17 protein-coding genes and 1 pseudogene are annotated in these 18,041 nt (G+C 69.7%); 10 read left to right on the top strand and 8 right to left on the bottom strand.

Going from position 1 to position 18,041, the window contains the following annotated elements; all coding sequences use genetic code 11:
* Positions 1 to 125: 125 nt before the first annotated feature.
* The 4 genes from pdhA to ACIRQP_RS20515 all read left to right on the top strand — a co-directional run bounded on the left by pdhA (position 126) and on the right by ACIRQP_RS20515 (position 5,322).
* Positions 126 to 1,307 (top strand): pyruvate dehydrogenase (acetyl-transferring) E1 component subunit alpha, encoded by a 1,182-nt coding sequence (gene pdhA, locus ACIRQP_RS20530; protein ID WP_403891906.1) that lies wholly within the window; start codon positions 126 to 128, stop codon positions 1,305 to 1,307.
* Positions 1,308 to 1,309: 2 nt separating this feature from the next.
* A complete protein-coding gene (locus tag ACIRQP_RS20525) occupies positions 1,310 to 2,290 on the top strand; it encodes an alpha-ketoacid dehydrogenase subunit beta (RefSeq protein WP_403891903.1) in 981 nt (326 codons plus the stop codon).
* A gap of 14 nt (positions 2,291 to 2,304) precedes the next feature.
* Positions 2,305 to 3,798 (top strand): dihydrolipoamide acetyltransferase family protein, encoded by a 1,494-nt coding sequence (locus tag ACIRQP_RS20520; protein WP_403891901.1) that lies wholly within the window; start codon positions 2,305 to 2,307, stop codon positions 3,796 to 3,798.
* 369 nt (positions 3,799 to 4,167) lie between these two features.
* A complete protein-coding gene (locus ACIRQP_RS20515; RefSeq protein WP_403891898.1) occupies positions 4,168 to 5,322 on the top strand; it encodes a methyltransferase domain-containing protein in 1,155 nt (384 codons plus the stop codon).
* 141 nt (positions 5,323 to 5,463) lie between these two features.
* On the opposite strand, the gene ACIRQP_RS20510 is transcribed toward ACIRQP_RS20515, so the two are convergent.
* From ACIRQP_RS20510 to ACIRQP_RS20500, 3 genes and pseudogenes are all read right to left on the bottom strand, one after another.
* Positions 5,464 to 5,736: a hypothetical protein gene (locus ACIRQP_RS20510; protein WP_403891895.1), complete on the bottom strand. Its 273-nt coding sequence runs from the start codon at positions 5,734 to 5,736 to the stop codon at positions 5,464 to 5,466.
* Positions 5,737 to 5,936: 200 nt separating this feature from the next.
* On the bottom strand, positions 5,937 to 6,188 hold the full coding sequence (locus ACIRQP_RS20505; RefSeq protein WP_403892152.1) for a hypothetical protein: 252 nt from the start codon (positions 6,186 to 6,188) through the stop codon (positions 5,937 to 5,939).
* A 130-nt stretch (positions 6,189 to 6,318) separates the two neighbouring features.
* Positions 6,319 to 6,627: pseudogene (locus ACIRQP_RS20500) on the bottom strand (ATP-binding protein); the annotation flags it as partial.
* 262 nt (positions 6,628 to 6,889) lie between these two features.
* On the opposite strand from ACIRQP_RS20500, the gene ACIRQP_RS20495 reads away from it, so the two are divergent.
* The gene (locus tag ACIRQP_RS20495; protein WP_403891892.1) at positions 6,890 to 7,780 is read left to right on the top strand and encodes a helix-turn-helix domain-containing protein; all 891 of its coding nucleotides are present in this window, start codon (positions 6,890 to 6,892) and stop codon (positions 7,778 to 7,780) included.
* Positions 7,780 to 7,956 (top strand): DUF397 domain-containing protein, encoded by a 177-nt coding sequence (locus tag ACIRQP_RS20490; protein ID WP_403891889.1) that lies wholly within the window; start codon positions 7,780 to 7,782, stop codon positions 7,954 to 7,956. Before ACIRQP_RS20495 ends, ACIRQP_RS20490 begins: the two co-directional genes overlap by 1 nt.
* A gap of 11 nt (positions 7,957 to 7,967) precedes the next feature.
* Here the strand turns inward: ACIRQP_RS20490 and ACIRQP_RS20485 are convergent, their stop codons facing one another.
* On the bottom strand, positions 7,968 to 8,900 hold the full coding sequence (locus ACIRQP_RS20485; protein WP_403891886.1) for a D-alanyl-D-alanine carboxypeptidase family protein: 933 nt from the start codon (positions 8,898 to 8,900) through the stop codon (positions 7,968 to 7,970).
* 130 nt (positions 8,901 to 9,030) lie between these two features.
* Positions 9,031 to 9,720: a DNA-binding protein gene (locus tag ACIRQP_RS20480; protein ID WP_403891883.1), complete on the bottom strand. Its 690-nt coding sequence runs from the start codon at positions 9,718 to 9,720 to the stop codon at positions 9,031 to 9,033.
* Positions 9,721 to 9,744: 24 nt separating this feature from the next.
* Here ACIRQP_RS20480 and ACIRQP_RS20475 point away from each other — a divergent pair, with 24 nt between their 5' ends.
* Positions 9,745 to 10,428 (top strand): GntR family transcriptional regulator, encoded by a 684-nt coding sequence (locus ACIRQP_RS20475; RefSeq protein ID WP_403891880.1) that lies wholly within the window; start codon positions 9,745 to 9,747, stop codon positions 10,426 to 10,428.
* The gene (locus ACIRQP_RS20470) at positions 10,425 to 11,726 is read left to right on the top strand and encodes a nitrate/nitrite transporter (protein WP_403891877.1); all 1,302 of its coding nucleotides are present in this window, start codon (positions 10,425 to 10,427) and stop codon (positions 11,724 to 11,726) included. Before ACIRQP_RS20475 ends, ACIRQP_RS20470 begins: the two co-directional genes overlap by 4 nt.
* Positions 11,727 to 11,857: 131 nt before the next feature.
* On the opposite strand, the gene ACIRQP_RS20465 is transcribed toward ACIRQP_RS20470, so the two are convergent.
* The gene (locus ACIRQP_RS20465) at positions 11,858 to 12,682 is read right to left on the bottom strand and encodes a maleylpyruvate isomerase family mycothiol-dependent enzyme (protein WP_403891874.1); all 825 of its coding nucleotides are present in this window, start codon (positions 12,680 to 12,682) and stop codon (positions 11,858 to 11,860) included.
* A gap of 170 nt (positions 12,683 to 12,852) precedes the next feature.
* On the opposite strand from ACIRQP_RS20465, the gene ACIRQP_RS20460 reads away from it, so the two are divergent.
* Positions 12,853 to 13,698 carry a carbon-nitrogen family hydrolase gene (locus ACIRQP_RS20460; RefSeq protein ID WP_403891871.1) on the top strand — a complete coding sequence of 282 codons (846 nt, stop codon included), beginning with the start codon at positions 12,853 to 12,855 and terminating at the stop codon, positions 13,696 to 13,698.
* A gap of 50 nt (positions 13,699 to 13,748) precedes the next feature.
* Here ACIRQP_RS20460 and ACIRQP_RS20455 read toward each other — a convergent pair whose 3' ends face one another.
* Positions 13,749 to 14,243, bottom strand: coding sequence for an LURP-one-related/scramblase family protein (locus tag ACIRQP_RS20455; RefSeq protein ID WP_403891868.1), 495 nt, complete (start codon positions 14,241 to 14,243; stop codon positions 13,749 to 13,751).
* Positions 14,244 to 14,455: 212 nt separating this feature from the next.
* Here ACIRQP_RS20455 and ACIRQP_RS20450 point away from each other — a divergent pair, with 212 nt between their 5' ends.
* Positions 14,456 to 16,342, top strand: a complete 1,887-nt coding sequence (locus tag ACIRQP_RS20450; RefSeq protein WP_403891865.1) for an NHL domain-containing thioredoxin family protein — start codon at positions 14,456 to 14,458, stop codon at positions 16,340 to 16,342.
* A gap of 216 nt (positions 16,343 to 16,558) precedes the next feature.
* Here the strand turns inward: ACIRQP_RS20450 and ACIRQP_RS20445 are convergent, their stop codons facing one another.
* Entirely contained in the window at positions 16,559 to 17,860 is a 1,302-nt protein-coding gene (locus tag ACIRQP_RS20445; protein WP_403891862.1) for a M18 family aminopeptidase, read from the bottom strand.
* Positions 17,861 to 18,041: the final 181 nt, after the last annotated feature.

Here is an 18,041-nt window from a genome sequence, read left to right as displayed (position 1 = left end):
CGCCGGGGCACCTGTCACGCCTGTCCCCGACCGGGTCGCACCCACCCCGTGCGCGCGGCGGAAACAGGCGAGCCGCACTGGTTCCCGGCAGATCCCGGGGGCCGGACAGACGGAGGAGCACGCACGTGACCGTGGAGAGCACTGCCGCTCGCAAGCCGCGACGCAGCAGCGGCACCAAGCGCGCAAGCGCCAAGAGGACGTCGCAGCCACAGAGTTCCGAGCCGCAGCTCGTACAACTGCTCAGCCCTGAGGGCGAGCGGGTCGAGCATCCCGACTACCGGATCGACCTGACCCCGGAGGAGCTGCTCGGGCTGTACCGGGACATGGTCCTGACCCGCCGCTTCGACGCCGAGGCCACGGCGCTTCAGCGCCAGGGCGAGCTGGGACTGTGGGCATCACTGCTGGGCCAGGAGGCCGCGCAGATCGGCTCGGGTCGCGCGCTGCGCGACGACGACTACGTCTTCCCGACCTACCGTGAACACGGCGTGGCCTGGTGCCGCGGGGTCGACCCGACGAATCTGCTGGGCATGTTCCGTGGGGTGAACCACGGAGGCTGGGACCCCAACAGCAACAATTTCCACCTCTACACCATCGTCATCGGCTCCCAGACCCTGCACGCCACCGGCTACGCCATGGGCGTCGCCAAGGACGGCGCGGACTCGGCCGTGATCGCGTACTTCGGGGACGGCGCCTCCAGCCAGGGCGATGTCGCCGAGTCGTTCACCTTCGCCGCGGTCTACAACGCGCCGGTGGTCTTCTTCTGCCAGAACAACCAGTGGGCGATCTCCGAGCCGACCGAGAAGCAGACCCGGGTGCCGCTCTACCAGCGCGCACAGGGGTACGGCTTCCCCGGCATCCGGGTCGACGGCAATGACGTACTGGCCTGTCTCGCCGTGACCCGCTCCGCGCTGGAGCGGGCCCGCCGGGGCGAGGGACCCACGCTGGTCGAGGCCTTCACGTACCGGATGGGCGCGCACACCACCTCCGACGACCCGACCAAGTACCGCGCGGACGAGGAACGGGAGGCCTGGGAGGCCAAGGACCCGATCCTGCGGCTGCGCCGCTACCTGGAGCGGGAGGGCCATGCCGACGAGGCGTTCTTCACGGCTCTGGACGAGGAGAGCGAGACGCTCGGAAAGCGGGTACGAGAGGTAGTACGGGCCATGCCCGACCCGGACCCCATGGCGATCTTCGACCATGTCTACGCCGACGGGCACACGCTCGTCGACGAGGAGCGCGCGCAGTTCGCCGCGTACCAGGCGTCGTTCGAGGACACCCAGAGTGGTTCCGCCGGGGAGGGCAAGTAGCCATGGCCGTACAGAAGCTCCCGATCGCCAAGGCGATCAACGAGTCGCTCCGCAAAGCGCTGGAGACCGACCCGAAGGTCCTGATCATGGGCGAGGACGTCGGCAAGCTCGGCGGCGTCTTCCGGGTCACGGACGGCCTGCAGAAGGACTTCGGCGAGGACCGCGTCATCGACACCCCGCTCGCCGAGTCGGGCATCGTCGGCACGGCCATCGGTCTCGCACTGCGCGGCTACCGGCCGGTGGTGGAGATCCAGTTCGACGGTTTCGTCTTCCCCGCCTACGACCAGATCGTCACCCAGCTCGCGAAGATGCACGCCCGCGCGCTGGGCAAGATCAAGCTGCCCGTCGTGATCCGCATCCCGTACGGCGGCGGCATCGGCGCGGTCGAGCACCACAGCGAGTCTCCCGAGGCGCTCTTCGCGCATGTCGCGGGTCTGAAGATCGTCTCGCCGTCCACGGCGTCGGACGCGTACTGGATGATGCAGCAGGCCATCCAGAGCGACGACCCGGTGATCTTCTTCGAGCCGAAGCGGCGCTACTGGGACAAGGGCGAGGTCAACGCCGAGGCCATCCCCGGCCCGCTGCACGGGGCGCGGGTCGCCAGGGAGGGTACGGACCTGACGCTCGCGGCGTACGGCCCGATGGTGAAGGTCTGTCTGGAGGCCGCCACGGCGGCCGAGGAGGAGGGCAAGTCGCTGGAGGTCGTCGATCTCCGGTCGATGTCCCCGATCGACTTCGACACGATCCAGACGTCGGTGGAGAAGACGCGCCGACTGGTCGTGGTGCACGAGGCGCCGGTCTTCTACGGCTCCGGCGCGGAGATCGCCGCGCGCCTCACGGAGCGGTGCTTCTACCACCTGGAGGCCCCGGTGCTGCGGGTCGGCGGCTACCACGCGCCGTATCCGCCGGCCCGGCTGGAGGACGAGTACCTCCCGGGCCTGGACCGGGTGCTCGACGCCGTCGACCGCTCGCTCGCGTACTGAGGAGTGCCGTGACCATGACTGCTGACACTTCCACCGCTTCCACCGCTTCCACCGCTTCCACCGCTTCCGGCGCTTCCGCTCGCTACCGCGAGTTCAAGATGCCCGACGTGGGCGAGGGGCTCACCGAGGCCGAGATCCTCAAGTGGTACGTGCAGCCTGGCGATTCCGTCACCGACGGCCAGGTGGTGTGCGAGGTCGAGACCGCGAAGGCGGCCGTCGAACTGCCCATTCCGTACGACGGGGTGGTGCACGAACTGCGCTTCGAGGAGGGCACGACGGTCGATGTCGGCGCGTCCATCATCACGGTGGACGTGGCACCGGGCAGCGGAGAGCCGGCCCCCGTCGCCCCTCCTGCCCCGGCTGTCGCCGCTGTCGCCGAGGCACCGGCCGAGCCCGCCGAACCGACGGGGCGTACGCCGGTGCTCGTCGGATACGGGGTCGCCGAGGCGTCCACGAAGCGACGCGCGCGCAGGGGCGCCCCCGGCGCCTCGGTACCGGAGCAGGCGACGGCCGCGGAGGCCGCGACCGCGGCCATTCAGGCGGAGATGAACGGGCACGCGGGCACGCCCCCGCAGTCCCGTCCGCTGGCCAAGCCTCCCGTACGCAAGCTCGCCAAGGACCTCGGCGTGGACCTGGCGACGATCACGCCGACGGGTCCGGGCGGAATCATCACGCGCGAGGACGTCCACGCGGCGACGGCTCCCGCCACGGCCACCGAACCGGCGGCCGTGGCACCTGCCCCCGCTCCCGCTCCGGTCGCGGTCGCCGAACCGGCGACGGCGGCCCAGGCGGCCGGCGTGGCGACCGGCCGGGAGACCCGTATCCCGATCAAGGGCGTACGGAAGGCCACGGCGGCGGCCATGATCGGCAGCGCGTTCACCGCGCCGCATGTCACGGAGTTCATCACCGTCGACGTGACGCGTACGATGAAGTTGGTCGAGGAGCTGAAGTCCGACCAGGACATGGCGGGTCTGCGGGTCAACCCGCTGCTCCTCATCGCCAAGGCGCTGCTGGTCGCGATCAAGCGGAACCCCGAGGTCAACGCGGCCTGGGACGAAGCGAACCAGGAGATCGTCCTCAAGCACTACGTCAACCTGGGCATCGCGGCGGCGACCCCGCGCGGTCTGATCGTCCCGAACATCAAGGACGCGCAGGACAAGACGCTGCCCCAACTGGCCGAAGCGCTGGGGGAGCTGGTGTCCACGGCCCGCGAGGGCAGGACGACCCCGGCGGCCATGCAGGGCGGCACGGTGACGATCACCAACGTCGGCGTCTTCGGCGTCGACACCGGTACGCCGATCCTCAACCCGGGCGAGTCCGCGATCCTCGCGGTCGGCGCGATCAAGCTCCAGCCGTGGGTCCACAAGGACAAGGTGAAGCCCCGCCAGGTCACCACGCTGGCGCTCTCGTTCGACCACCGCCTGGTCGACGGCGCACTGGGCTCCCGGGTCCTCGCGGACATCGCCGCGATCCTGGAGCAGCCGAAGCGCCTGATCACCTGGGCGTAGCGCAGGGGGGCCAAGCGCCCCGACGACGGAGCCCCACGGCGCGCACACGGCCGTGGGGCTCCTCGCATGTCCCGTGGCGCGCGGAACGCGCGAGGCCGGGGGCGGGCCGGTGTGGTGGTCCTCAGGGGAGTGCGACGGCACGACGACAGGACACCGGTGTGCTCCAGCGCGCCCCTTTGGTCAAGGAGCGGAGTGGGTAATGTCCCATCTGTGGCTGAACGATAGGTAATCGGGACGTGAGAGGAGGACCGTTCGTGGGCACGCATGGAGATGGCAAGGGCGGAAGCGACGGGGATCAGAAGCAGACTCCGAAGGAGTCCGACGGCCGGTGGACCAGACCCATTCCGCCGAAGAAGTGAGCGCTGGTCCATGGACGGCTACGAGCGGTTGACCGCCGGTCTGATCTCGACGGGCGCGCTGGACGAGGGATGGCGAGGCGCGTTCGCGCGCGCCCCACGGTCGGCCTTCGTCCCGGACGCCGTATGGGCTCCGGACGATGCCTCTCCCGCGGGTTACCGCCGGGTCGTCAAGGGGGACGCCGGTGGCGACTGGTGGGAACTGGTCAACGCCGACGGCGTCGTGGTGACGCAGCTGGACGACGGAGCCGAGGGCGGACCGGGAGTCGCGACGTCCTCGGCGTCCATGCCTTCCCTGGTGGCGACCATGCTTCGCCATCTGGATGTGTTCGACGGTGACACCGTGCTGGACGTCGGCACCGGTACGGGGTGGACAAGTGCTCTGCTCGCAGGACGTCTTGGCGATGAGAATGTGACGACCGTGGAGGTCGACCCGCAGATCGCGACGGAGGCCGCGAAGCGACTGAAGGCGGCGGGCTTCGCCCCCCGACGCGTCGTCGGGGACGGCCTGGCCGGGTGGCCTTCCGGGGCGCCGTACGACCGCATCCACTCGACGGCCGCGGTACGGAGCGTTCCCCGCGCCTGGATCGAGCAGACCCGTCCGGGCGGGATCATCGTGACACCATGGGGCACGCCGTATGCCAACGCGGGTCTGTTGCGGCTGGTCGCCGGCGACCGTGGCGGGGAGTCGTACGGCCGATTCGTGGACGACGTCAGCTTCATGTGGATGCGCGCCCAGCGACCGCCACGAGTGACCGGACCGGGCGCCGCCCCCGTTCGGAGAAGCGGCTCGGTGATGGACCCCGATCTCGCGCTGGAGAACGTGGACGTGGCTTTCGCCATCGGACTGCGCGTCCCCGGCGTACGGTACGTCCACACCTGGGACGACGCCGATCCGCAGGCCACGTATCGCATCCAGCTCTCGGACGGCGAAGGCTCCTGGGCATCGGTGGCGTACCAGGGCTGGGACTCCGAGGACGCCGTGCGCCAAGCGGGCCCCCGAAGACTCTGGGAGGAGATCACCGCCGCCCGGTTCTGGTGGCTGGAACACGGAAGGCCGGAGCTGACCCGATTCGGTCTGACCGTCGCGCCGGACGGCGCCCAGTCCGTCTGGCTGGACGACCCGGCCTGCGGGGTGGGCCGGCTTGCGGGTCAGGGCCGGGGGTAGTCGGGGCCGCCCCCACCCGCCATGACGGATTCCGGGTGCCCCCGACTACCCTCCCGGCACGAACCCGCACCCAGAGCGCGACGAACAAGTGGCGGCGACTCGGCCCGAGACCATGAATGGGGATAGATAGATAGCTAGCAGCTAGCAGTGGTACCCGTCGGGGCACTCGGCGAGCAGTACTCCGAAGATCCAGAGGAAGAGGATCGGCACGCTGGATACCGCTCCCATGATGGCGAAGCGCCGACGAGCCCGCCGTCGTCGATTGACATGGGCCACCACGAACCCCATGGTCGGCGCGATCACCGCACTGGCAACGGCAGCCCACCCGAAGATCGCGCCGTACTCGTCCCGGACCCCCGGAAACCCCATTGAGCGGGCGATCAGAGGAGTCAGCAGGACGAGAGGGGCGGCCATCCACCACCACGACAACCCCGTGATCGCCCAACGGGTCGCTGAAGTCCTCCGGGTTGCAGGAGGCGCGGATTCATCAGGAGTGGCGCTGGGAGATGACATGCCCGAAGCATAGGGAGCCCCCGCAGTCCAGCACCCCCGTCAACCTGCAACATGTGCCGGGCTGGGCACGCCGGAATACGGCCGGGCCAGTCCCCAGGCTCTCACCGTCTCCAGTGTCCGCGTGCGTGTCTGCGGGGGAGTTCGCAGGCGCGGAGGTTGACGTGGACCGGTTCGCGGTGGCAGTAGCAGGTGTACGTGTACATCTCTTCGGCGGTTGCCGGGGCCAGGGCCTGGGGCGGTTCGTGTTCGGGGCGCCAGGTCGCCGCGTACAGAATGCCGATCACCAGCACGATGAAGCTGATGGCGAGAGCGACGACGCCCCACAGTGCCCTGTCGGTGACGGGGTCGATCACCGTGCCGTATCCGTCCGCACATCGATCTCGGCATAGACGGTCTTGCCCACGCTGCGCGGCTGGGTGCCCCAGCGTCCGCGAGTTGCGTGACGATGTGCAGCCCCCGGCCGAAGCATTCGTCGTCCTCGGCGATGCGCAGGCTGGGCAACCGTTCCCCGCGCGGGTCGCTGACTTCGATACGGAGGGCCTTCGGCCGGAGGGTGGTGCGTACCTGGAAGAGCCGGTCGCGCAGGCTGCCGTGCAGCAGGGCGTTGGTGGCGAGTTCGCTGACCACCAGGGCGGTGGACCAGGCGAGTTCGGGGTGCCCCCACTCGGTGACGAGCCGCGCGGCGCGCCGCCGCGCGAGGCTGACGCTGCCGGCGGTGGGTGTGTAGTTCAGCCGGTCCTTTTGGAGGACCGGCTCGGGGCTGGGCTGTGCCGCCTCTTGGGCTGAGGTCATGGACGCGCACCTCCGTGTGCGGTCGGGTCTGCCCGTACGGGGTGCGCCTGGCAGTGGCGATGCCGCGGGCTGCTCTGGGCGCAGGGCAGGGCGGTGCACTTCTGCCGCACGGCGCCGCTGTGCGAGCGATTGCGTACTGAACGCAGTGGCGCCGGTGACCCGGGATCAAGATATCTGGGGAATATATTCCCCAGTCGAGTGACGGGAGCTTCTTCGGTGGGCACGGACTGCCACATTGTTCGCGAGTCAGCGGGAGGGCGATATGGCGACATCCGGAGCGCGCGCGAATGGCAACCGAACTTCCACGGTGCTTGGCCGCAGGTTGGGTGGCGAGCTACTGAGTTTGCGAGTGGCTGCGGGCAAGACGCAGCAGGAAGCGGCCAGCATCCTGAGCGCGACAGCGACGAAGATCGTCAAGATGGAGCGTGGCTGGGTTCCTATGCGGGATCCGGACATCAAGGCGCTGTGTCAACTGTATGGAGTAGAGGATCCCCGGGTCGTCAACCGGATGCTGGAACTGGCGAAGACGGACCGAGAGCGACGCAAAGTGAAAGGGTGGTGGAACGACACCCCGACGCTCGCCACCCAAGTCGAGTACATCGAGATGGAAGACGGGGCGCTCAGGGTCAGGCAATGGCAACTGGCCCTCATTTCAGGGCTTTTCCAGACGCCGGAGTACGTTCGGGCCATGTGTGTGGCGGACATGTCCTGGGACGACATCGAACGCATTGAGGACGTAGTTACGGCACGTGCGAAGCGTCAGGAGCGGCTGTACGGTGAGCAACCGCTACGGATCCACGCGGTGATCTGGGAGGGGGCGCTCCGACAACTCATGGGCGGCCCGGAGGTGATGAGCCGGCAACTTGCGCACCTCTGTGAGCTGGCGGAACTCCCGAATGTGCAGATTCAGGTGCTGCCTTTCCGAGCCGGCGCGCACCCATGCAGCGGTGGGCCCTTCAACATCCTTTCCTTCGCGGAGGATGAAGCCGTGGATGTCGTGCACATGGACGCTCTCGGGTCCACGATCTGGATTGAAAACGCCGAGGAGAGCGCCGTTTTCGCTACGCTCTTCGATCGAGCGGCCAGGGCCAGTATGTCGCCCTACGACTCCGTCCGGTTCATCGGCAGCATTAGCAAGGGATTGAGCGAGTGATGTTGTTCCAGTTCGAGAAGTCGAGTTACAGCGCCGCGTCCAACGACTGCGTAGAGGTCGCCCTCAACCTCCCCGGAACCGTCGCCGTCCGCGACTCCAAAGACTCAGCCGGCCCGGTACTGCTCCTCGCCCCCGCCGCATGGGACGCCTTCCGGGCCGGCCTGCGCAAGCCGTAGAACCCCCTGGATCAGTCGCGCTGCGCGTCCGCCGGGAGCGACCGCAGCTTCATCGTCTTCGCGGTCGACGAGCCGAAGCCGTGGTCGAGCAGCTTCGCCGCGTCCTTGTAACGGTCGGCGCTGTTCAGGACGACGCCCACGAGGGTCTTGCTGCCGCGCGTGGCGGCGAAGACCAGGCAGGGCCCCGCGGCCGTGCCGGTGCCGGTCTTGATGCCGATCGCGCCGCTGTAGGAGCCGAGCAGCTTGTTCGTGTTGTACCAGGTGTAGGTGCGCGTGCCGCCGGTGCTGGTCGGGGCCGTGCTCTTGTACGAGGTGGCCTTCACGGCCGCGCGGAAGTTGGTCCACTTCATCGCGTACTGGGCGATCTTGGCGAGGTCGCGCGGGGTGGTGTAGTTGTTCCCGGCCTGGGATATGCCGTCGAACGAGTCGAACTTGGTGTTCTTGAGCTTGAGTTCGACGGCCTTCGCGTTCATCTTCGCGATGAACGACTTGGTGCGGGCGGCGTTCGTGGAGCCGGTGCCGAAGGTGTCGGCGAGGGCGTAGGCCGCGTCGCAGCCGGAGGGCAGCATCGTGCCGTACAGCAGCTGCCGCACGGTGAGCTTGTCGCCGGTCCGCAGATCCGCGGTGCTCGCGCCCTGCTGGGCGACGTAGTCGCGGTAGGCCTGCTTGACGGTCACCTTGCGATTGAGGTCGACGCCCTTGGTGCTGAGCACCACGGCGGCGGTCATGATCTTCGTCGTGCTCGCCATCTGGCGCCTGGTGTCGGCGGTCTTGCTGTAGACCGTCGCGCCGGTCGCGTTGTTGAGCAGGAACCCGCCCTTGGCGCTGACGGACGGCGCGGTGGCCGCCTGAGCGGGTGAGGCCAGGGCCGAGACGGCCATGAGCGCGCCGGCGGTGAGGGAGATCACGGCGGCTTTGCGCGCGCCCGGGAGGCTGGGTATCAAGAGGAACGCTCCGAATCCGCGAATGCGAGGGAAAGCAGCGAGTGGGGCCGTCTTGGGAAACAAGCCCCAAGAGATGACGCATGAGCGGACCGGAGGGATGTACGGGATACGGGCGATTCCGTCATTCAGATCACGACGGCGCGGATCGCTGTGGTGGTCCGGTACGGGCACGGAGTACGTAGACCGGTGAGCCGTCCGGGGCGCCTCCCCGCGCCTCGATGCACGCGTGTTTCCGCATGAACCGCAGGCACTCGTTGACGCGGCGGACCGACAGGCCCGTCCTGGCCGCGATGGTCCCCAGTGGCTGCAGCAGCTCTCCCTCTTCGGCCAGGGCCGGGGCGATGGTGACGGCGACGGCCCAGACGTCCTCCGTCACGGACATCCGCGTCTTCCAGTCGGCGAGGACCGCTTCGGCGGTGGGGCGCGGGGGCTGGGCGGTTGGTGCCGGTGCGGCCGGTGCGGAACGGTCGGTCAGCAGGCCGTCGAGGCGGTCCGCTATCCGCTCCATCGCGCGCGCGGTGGCTTGATGCGCTGCGAGCGCCTCACGCTGGGTGGAGAGCGATTCGCGTCGTAACGCGAGGGATTCGCGCTGTACGGCTGCGAACTCCTCGTCCAGCCGGGTGTTGCGCTCTTCGAGACGGACGATCGCGTCGGCGACCTGTTCGGGCAGCGCGTACGAGACGGGTGCCGCCGGTGCCGTCGGAGGTGTCGGCGCCGTCGGTTCGGCCAGCGGAGCAAATCGAATATGCCAGCGTGCGCGGTCAGATTCATCACTCTGAGTGGCCCTTGTCCGAATCTCGGACGCGGACTGCTGTTGCACCTCTGTTGTATCTAAGCTGTGCGCATGCCGCCCGCTCCTGCCCCCGCCCCTGCGGTCCCAGCCGCTCCCATGAAGCAACCGCCCGCCGCGGACCGTGTGTACAGCCACATCAAAGAAGCCGTTCTCGACCGCCGTTACGAAGGCGGCACCCTGCTGACAGAAGGTGAGCTGGCCGAAGCCGTCGGGGTGTCTCGTACGCCCGTGCGGGAGGCGCTGCTCAAGCTGGAGGTCGAGGGGCTGATCAAGCTCTACCCGAAGAAGGGCGCCCTCGTGCTCGCCGTCTCCGCGCAGGAGATCGCGGATGTCGTCGAGACCCGGTTGCTGGTCGAGGAGTTCGCCGTACGGAGGGCCGTGCCGGCGTCCACGCGGTTGATCGCGCGGCTGGAGGAAGTGCTGGCGGAGCAGCAGCGGCTGGCCGAGGACGGCGATCTCGCCGCCGTCGCCGTCGCGGACCGGTGCTTCCACGCCGAGATCGTGCGCCACGCGGGCAACGAGATCCTCTCCAAGCTGTACGACCAGCTCAGGGACCGTCAGTTGCGGATGGGCGTCGCCGTACTCGAAGCGCACCCCGACCGCATCGCCAAGAACATCACCGAGCACACCGAGCTGTTCGACGCCATCAGAACCGGCGACGCGGACGGCGCCGCGCAGTGTCTGCGCCGGCATGTCAGCCGGGTCAAGGTGCTGGTCCGGGGTGAAGACCGGTGAGCGCCGCCTCGGTCAGCCTCCCCGGCGATCCACCCGGCGGGCGGCGTGCCACCTGGATATGGGGCATAGGCGTCGCCGTCTACTTCGTCGCCGTCATCTTCCGTACGAGCCTGGGCGTGGCCGGCCTCGACGCCGCCGACCGCTTCGGGGTCAACGCCTCGGCCCTGTCGACGTTCTCCATACTTCAGCTGCTCGTCTACGCGGGCATGCAGATACCCGTCGGCCTGATGGTCGACCGGCTCGGCACCAAGAAGGTGCTGACCATCGGCGTGGTGCTGTTCACCCTCGGGCAGCTCGGCTTCGCGTTCTCCCCCTCGTACGGCACGGCCCTCGTCTCCCGCGCGCTCCTCGGCTGCGGTGACGCGATGACCTTCATCAGCGTGCTGCGGCTCGGCACCCGCTGGTTCCCGGCCCGGCGCGGGCCGATGATCGCCCAGGTCGCCGCGCTCTTCGGGATGGCGGGCAACCTCGTCTCCACCATCTTCATCTCCCGCACCCTGAACGGTCTCGGCTGGACCACGACCTTCGCGGGCAGCGCGCTCGCCGGGGTCCTCGTCCTCGTTCTGCTGCTGCTCTTCCTCAAGGACCACCCGGAGGGCCATGAGCCGCCGCCCGCCGAGCACGCGGGCGCCGCGTACGTACGGAAGCAGATCGCCGCGTCCTGGCGCGAACCCGGTACCCGGCTGGGGATGTGGGTGCACTTCACCACCCAGTTCCCGGCGATGTTCTTCCTGCTGCTGTGGGGCATGCCGTTCCTCGTCGAGGCGCAGGGTCTGTCCCGCGCCGTGGCGGGTGAACTGCTCACCCTGATCGTGCTCTCCAACATGGTCGTCGGGCTGGTTTACGGGCAGGTCATCGCCCGCCACCACGCGGCCAGGGCGCCGCTGGCCCTGGCGACCGTCGGGGCGTCGGCGCTGGCCTGGGCGGTGACGATCGTGTACCCCGGCGACCATGCCCCGATGTGGCTGCTGATCACGCTCTGCGCGGTCCTGGGGGCGTGCGGACCCGCGTCGATGATCGGCTTCGACTTCGCCAGGCCCGCGAACCCGCCGGAGCGTCAGGGCACGGCCTCCGGAATCGTCAACATGGGCGGTTTCACCGCCTCGATGACGACGCTGTTCGCGGTCGGCGTCCTGCTGGACGCGACCGGCGACAACTACCGGATCGCGTTCTCGACCGTCTTCGTTCTCCAGGCGATCGGGCTGGTGCAGATCCTGCGGCTGCGGAACCGTACCGCGCGCCGCGAGCGGGAGCGGCTGGTGGCGAGCCGGGTGGAGGCCGTGCACGTACCGGCATGACCCGCGTGAGGTGTAGGTACGTACCGGCCTGACGCCTGTGCGTACGCCGCGCCGTCCACGTACAGCCGGGAGGGCGGGCGTCGGACGTGAACGGATACGGGCCGGGCCCGGTGCCGCCACCGCGCCCGGCCCTACGGCGTGACCGCGAACTCCCGCAGAATCGCCTCGGCGAGATCGAGATCACCGTCGACCTTGACGCGGTCGGCCACCGCCACGGACCGCACCCGTCCGCACGCCAGCCGGAAGTACGTCTCCCAGTCCGTCGCGAGCGTCACCACGGGACCGAGCGAGGGGGAGCCGTCCACCGAACCGCGTCCGTCGGCGTTCACCCTGACCGTACGGAGGAACTCCACCGGCCCGCTGACATCGATGACGACCGCCGAGTTCGGCGGCGCGCCCGCCTTCTTGGCGACGACCTTCGGCAGCGCGGCAAGCAGCGCGTCGCGGGTGACCAGCGCGCCCGGGGAGTCCAGGTTGCCGGGCTTGTTCAGCGCGGTGCGCAGATCCTGTTCATGCACCCAGATGTCGAACGCCCGCGCGCGCATGGCGGCTTCGAGGGTCCACTCGGCGCCCAGCGGGGCGCGGACCATGGTGTCGGGGGAGCGGTTCTCGTTCCGCAGCTGCCGGTTGCGGCGGATGATCGTGTACTCCAGCTCGGAGGTCATCTCCGGCGCGGTGTGGTGGCGCCGTACGTCGACCTGCATCTCCATGTAGCGGGTGTGGTCGTCCCGTACGTGGTAGAGGTCGCGCGGCAGCGAGTGAATGGGCCGCGGGTCCCCGAGCATCTCGCATTCCAGGCCGATGACATGCGAGACGATGTCTCGTACGGACCAACCGGGGCACGGTGTGCGGCGGTTCCATTCGCCCTCGACGAGCGGCTGCACCAGCTCGGCTATGGCCTCGATGGAGTGGGTCCAGGCATCGGCGTAGTTTTGAAGGCTGGGATGGACGGTCACGGGACCCCTCGGCGGTTCTGCGGTACGCGGGCTGGCTTGCTGGCGGGCGGGCTGCGGGCTGCGTGGGAGGTTTGGCAGCTAAGTTACGCTGCCCGGTGGCACCCCGGCAGTGCTTTCGTGTGACGATCGTAGGCCCGTGTTGACGGCTCTCAAGCCAGGACGGTGGTACTGTGCGCGCCTCGTTGATCCAGATCGCAGTAGACCCGGACGAATCGATCGATTCGCGCAGACGGCGCGTGGCGGCGCTGGTACGGGAGCAGCGCGACGCCGATCTGGTGATCCTTCCCGAGCTCTGGCCGGTCGGGGCCTTCGCGTACGAGTCGTTCGCCGACGAGGCGGAGTCGCTGGACGGGCCCACGTTCCGGGAGATGTCGAAGGCGGCGAGCGACGCGGGCGTCTGGCTGCACGCCGGATCCATCGTGGAGCGAGCAGAGGACGGGCAGGCTCCGGAGGGTCAGACCCCGTACGGTCAGGCCCCGGACGGGACCCTCTACAACACCTCGCTCGTCCTCTCCCCCGCCGGTGAACTGGTCCGTACGTACCGCAAGATCCACCGCTTCGGCTTCGACAAGGGCGAGGCGACGCTGATGGGCGCGGGCGACGAACTGGTCACCGTCCCGCTGTCCGAGACCACTCTCGGCCTCGCCACCTGTTACGACCTGCGCTTCCCCGAACTGTTCCGGGGCCTGGTCGACGCGGGCGCCGAGACGCTCGTCGTCCCGGCCGGCTGGCCCGCCCGCAGGCGCGCGCACTGGACGCTGCTCGCCCGCGCACGCGCCGTGGAGAACCAGGCGTACGTCCTGGCCTGCGCGACCGCCGGTACGCACGCCGGGGTGGAGCAATCCGGGCACAGCATCGTGGTGGACCCCTGGGGCGAGGTGCTCGCGGAGGCGGGGACGGTCGAGGAGGTCCTCACCGTGGATCTCGATCCGGGGACGGTCGCGACGACCCGCGAGCGCTTCCCCGCGCTGAAGGACCGCCGGCTGGGGCTGAAGACGCCGACCGCGATCCGATAGCCCGTGGCCGGAGGAGCCGCGCCCGTCAGTCCTCTCGCCGCCCCTCCCCCTCAGATGTCCTCGTGCTCCTTCTCCGCCATCCTGATCACACAGACCGCGACGGCGATCAGCAGCGCGTGGTCCGCGTCGTCCCGTACGACATTCACGCCGTACGTCTCCCGCATCCGCAGCCGGCGCCGCGAGACATGGGCCAGCAGTTCACCGTCGTACTCGATCGCGAACTCCAGGTCCAGGATCCGCCCGCTCACATCCAGCTCGGTGCCCTCGGCCAGGGCGACCCGGTAGTGATTGCGCAGCAGCGAGAGACGCTTTCTGCGGATCGTCGCCAGCGTCCGGTCGTCCCGCTCGATGATCATGGCTTCCCGCAGGCTGAGCAGCTTCTGGCGCAGCGTGATCAGCACCTCGCCGCTGGGCGCCTTCAGTTCCAGGGTGTCGCGCAGGCGCAGCGCCTTGCCGTCGACGCGGAAGGCCCGTCGGCCGTGCTCGTCCTCGATCCAGTAGTCGTCGCCGATCGCGAAGATCTTGTCGCGTACGAGATATCTCATGGAGGAACGGGTACCCGGGGGAGCCGGTACGGCGGTCGGGCGGGGCGCAGGTGCACGCATACGAGCGCGGGCGCACGCGTACGGCGGTGTGCGGGGTGCGGCGCGCGCGGTTGTGGGGTGCCGCTCTGACGCGTGCCCCGGCGTGCACCCGACGAGTGCCTCGACGCGTGCCCCGACGGCCGGGGCGTTTCCGGTGGTGGCACCCTTGTTTCATGACCGATGCGACCCCCGCCCCCGCCTCACCCCCGTCCCGCCGCGCCCGTGTCCGTGCCCCCGAGCTGATCGGCAAGGGCGGCTGGCTCAATACCGGCGAGATGTCGTACACCCTCGCCGACCTGCGCGGGCGCGTTGTCATTCTCGATTTTTGGACCTTCTGCTGCATCAACTGTCTGCACGTCCTCGATGAGCTGCGGGAGCTGGAGGAGAAGCACCGGGACACGGTCGTGATCATCGGTGTCCACTCGCCGAAGTTCGTGCACGAGGCCGAGCACCAGTCCGTCGTCGACGCCGTCGAGCGGTACGAGGTGCACCACCCGGTGCTGGACGATCCCGAGCTGGCGACCTGGAAGCAGTACGCCGTACGCGCCTGGCCGACGCTGGTCGTCATCGACCCCGAGGGCTATGTCGTGGCCCAGCACGCGGGCGAGGGGCATGCGCACGCCATCGAGAAGCTGGTGGAGGAGCTGGAGACCGAGCACGCCGCCAAGGGAACGCTGCGGCGCGGGGACGGTCCGTACGTACCGCCGGAGCCGGTCGCGACCGATCTGCGCTTCCCCGGCAAGGCGCTGGTGCTGCCCGGCGGGCACTTCCTCGTCTCGGACTCCACCCGTCATCAGCTGGTCGAGCTGGACGCGGACGGCGAGACGGTCGTCCGGCGGATCGGCACCGGCGTGCGCGGCTTCGGTCCGGACTCCTTCAGCGAACCGCAGGGGCTCGCGCTGCTGCCGGACGGCAGGGTGATCGTCGCGGACACCGTGAACCACGCGCTGCGCGTGTACGACCCGGTCAGCGGTGCGATCGAGACCGTCGCGGGGACCGGCAGGCAGTGGTGGCAGGGCTCACCGACCGAGGGGCCCGCCCTGGAGGTGGATCTCTCCTCGCCGTGGGACGTCGCCTGGTGGGCGGACCGGGTCTGGATCGCGATGGCCGGGGTCCATCAGCTGTGGACGTACGACCCGGCCACCGGGACGGTCGGGGTCGCGGCCGGCACGACCAATGAGGGGCTGGTGGACGGGCCCGCCGCCGAGGCGTGGTTCGCCCAGCCGTCCGGGCTGGCGGCGGCCGGGGACCGGCTGTGGATCGCCGACTCGGAGACCAGCGCCCTGCGCTACGTGGAGCGGGCGGGAGACGGAGACGGCGAGGCGAACGGAGACGGCGGCGGAGAGGAGGCCGTCGACGGGAACGGATTCGTGATCCGTACGGCCGTCGGCGCCGGGCTCTTCGACTTCGGTCACCGCGACGGCGCCGCCGGACAGGCCCTGCTCCAGCACCCGCTGGGCGTCACCGCGCTGCCGGACGGCTCGGTCGCCGTCTCGGACACGTACAACCACGCGCTGCGCCGCTACGACCCGGCGACCGGTGAAGTGACCACGCTGGCAACGGATCTGCGCGAGCCGAGCGACGCCGTGCTCGTCGGCGAGGACATCGTCGTCGTCGAGTCCGCGCGGCACCGGCTGACCCGGCTGCGGCTGCCCGACGAGGCGGTCAGGGTCGAGGCCGTCGCCCACCGCACCCAGCGGGCGGCCACCGAGGTCGCCCCCGGCGCGCTCACGCTGGACGTCGTCTTCACCGCGCCGACGGGCCAGAAGCTCGACACGCGCTACGGTCCCTCGACCCGGCTGCTGGTCTCCGCCACCCCGCCCGAGCTGCTGGCCGAGGGCGGCGGCGCCGGTACGGATCTGCGCCGCGATCTGGTGCTGGCCGACGGTGTCACCGAGGGCGTGCTGCATGTGTCCGCGATGGCGGCCTCCTGCGACGACGACCCGGCGAACGAGTACCCGGCCTGCCATGTCCATCAGCAGGACTGGGGAGTACCCGTCCGGATCGAGGGCACGGGAACGTCCCGGCTCACACTCGTACTGGCCGGCCTCGGCGCGTAATCCGACAGCGCGTATTCCGACGGCCCGTCACCGACAGCCCGTGATCCGAGTCGGTCGCGAACGTGAGGATCGCACCCACCCCGATAAGGGCGATACATCCGCCTATGCCCATGAATCCCGCCTCCTCGTATGAGTGGTGACTGTCCGGGCCATGGCAATCGCGTACCCCGGTCCGTAACGGCCATGCGAGCGGTGGGAGTTCGGCCCGGCGGGCGCTCAGCCCTCCAGGAACGCCGCCAGCGCGTTCGCCAGCAGATACGGGTCGTCCGCGCCGCACAGCTCGCGCGCGCTGTGCATCGACAGGATCGCCACCCCGATGTCGACGGTCTGGATGCCATGTCTCGCCGCGGTGATCGGGCCGATCGTCGTGCCGCACGGCATCGAGTTGTTGGAGACGAACGACTGCCAGGGCACGCCCGCCTTCTCGCAGGCGGCGGCGAACACGGCCCGGCCGCTGCCGTCCGTCGCGTACCGCATATTGACGTTGACCTTGAGGATGGGGCCGCCGTTGGCGCGCGGGTGGTGCGTCGGGTCGTGGCGGTCGCTGTAGTTCGGGTGCACGGCGTGGCCGGTGTCGGACGACAGGCAGATCGTGCCGGCGAAGGCCCGCGCCCGGTCCTCGTACGTACCGCCGCGGGCGAGCACCGAGCGTTCGAGGACCGTGCCGAGCAGCGGCCCGTCCGCGCCGGTGTCCGACTGCGAGCCGTTCTCCTCGTGGTCGAAGGCGGCGAGCACCGGGATGTACGGGAGCGGCTCGGCGGCGGCGGAGGTGGCGACGGCGGCCAGCGCCGCCGTACCGGCGTGCACCGACAGCAGGTTGTCCATCCGGGGCCCGGCCAGCAGCTCGCGGTCGCGGCCGAGATAGGAGGGCGGCTCGATCGAGTGCGGCATCAGGTCCCAGCCGGTGATGTCCGCGGCGTCGACCCCCGCCTCCTGTGCGACGAAGCGGATCAGGTCGCCTTCCTGGGGATCCCCGAGGCCCCAGATCGGCTGCATGTGGCGCTGCCGGTCCAGCTTGAGGCCCTCGGTGTTGACGGAGCGGTCCAGGTGCACGGCCAGCTGTGGGACGCGGAGCAGGGCGCGGTCGATATTGATCAGCCGGTGCGAGCCGTCGCGCAGGGTGATGCGGCCCGCGAGGCCCAGATCGCGGTCGAGCCAGGTGTTGAGGAGCGTCCCGCCGTAGATTTCGACGGCGATCTGGCGCCAGCCGTACGAGCCGGTGTCCGGCAGGGGCTTCACCCGCAGGTTCGGGGAGTCCGTATGGGCGCCGACGATTCGGAAGGGGGTGTGCGGATCCGCGCCCTCCGGGACGAACCAGGCGATGATCGCCCCGCCGCGCAGCACGAACCGCCCGCCCGCCGACCCGTCCCAGGCGTCCGTCTCCCGCAGCTGCCGGAAGCCTGCTTTCTCCAGCCGCTCCGCGGCGTTGGCCACCGCGTGATACGGCGAAGGACTGGCCGTCAAGAAGGAGATGAGGTCGTCGGTGTGGCCGCGGTCGAAGCGGGCGGAAGTGCTCATGGGGTTCACCATAACGACGGGTTCCGACACCCGGCCCGCCACCGGTTGGAACGGCACGTAACTGGGGCGGGACAAGCTCCGCACATAGGGAGAACAGGCACGCGAACCGGGCCGGCGGACGGGACCGAACGGCGGGAGAGCGGGCGGAGAGCGGGGGAGTGGAGGCGGAGGGGAGGCGGGA

Source organism: Streptomyces sp. NPDC102274, assembly GCF_044766385.1.
Lineage (GTDB): Bacteria > Actinomycetota > Actinomycetes > Streptomycetales > Streptomycetaceae > Streptomyces.
Note: the sequence above shows the minus strand (reverse complement) of the source record. Positions and strands in the feature narration are given on the sequence as shown.

Excerpts from the sequence above, each read along its gene's own strand:
- ACIRQP_RS20515 (WP_403891898.1), top strand. The coding sequence starts at position 4,168 with ATGGACGGCTACGAGCGGTTGACCGCCGGTCTGATCTCGACGGGCGCG.
- ACIRQP_RS20450 (WP_403891865.1), top strand. The coding sequence starts at position 14,456 with ATGACCGATGCGACCCCCGCCCCCGCCTCACCCCCGTCCCGCCGCGCC.
- ACIRQP_RS20455 (WP_403891868.1), bottom strand. The coding sequence starts at position 14,243 with ATGAGATATCTCGTACGCGACAAGATCTTCGCGATCGGCGACGACTAC.
- ACIRQP_RS20495 (WP_403891892.1), top strand. The coding sequence starts at position 6,890 with ATGGCGACATCCGGAGCGCGCGCGAATGGCAACCGAACTTCCACGGTG.
- ACIRQP_RS20445 (WP_403891862.1), bottom strand. The coding sequence starts at position 17,860 with ATGAGCACTTCCGCCCGCTTCGACCGCGGCCACACCGACGACCTCATC.
- ACIRQP_RS20525 (WP_403891903.1), top strand. The coding sequence starts at position 1,310 with ATGGCCGTACAGAAGCTCCCGATCGCCAAGGCGATCAACGAGTCGCTC.
- ACIRQP_RS20490 (WP_403891889.1), top strand. The coding sequence starts at position 7,780 with ATGTTGTTCCAGTTCGAGAAGTCGAGTTACAGCGCCGCGTCCAACGAC.
- ACIRQP_RS20510 (WP_403891895.1), bottom strand. The coding sequence starts at position 5,736 with ATGGCCGCCCCTCTCGTCCTGCTGACTCCTCTGATCGCCCGCTCAATG.
- ACIRQP_RS20475 (WP_403891880.1), top strand. The coding sequence starts at position 9,745 with ATGCCGCCCGCTCCTGCCCCCGCCCCTGCGGTCCCAGCCGCTCCCATG.
- ACIRQP_RS20520 (WP_403891901.1), top strand. The coding sequence starts at position 2,305 with ATGACTGCTGACACTTCCACCGCTTCCACCGCTTCCACCGCTTCCACC.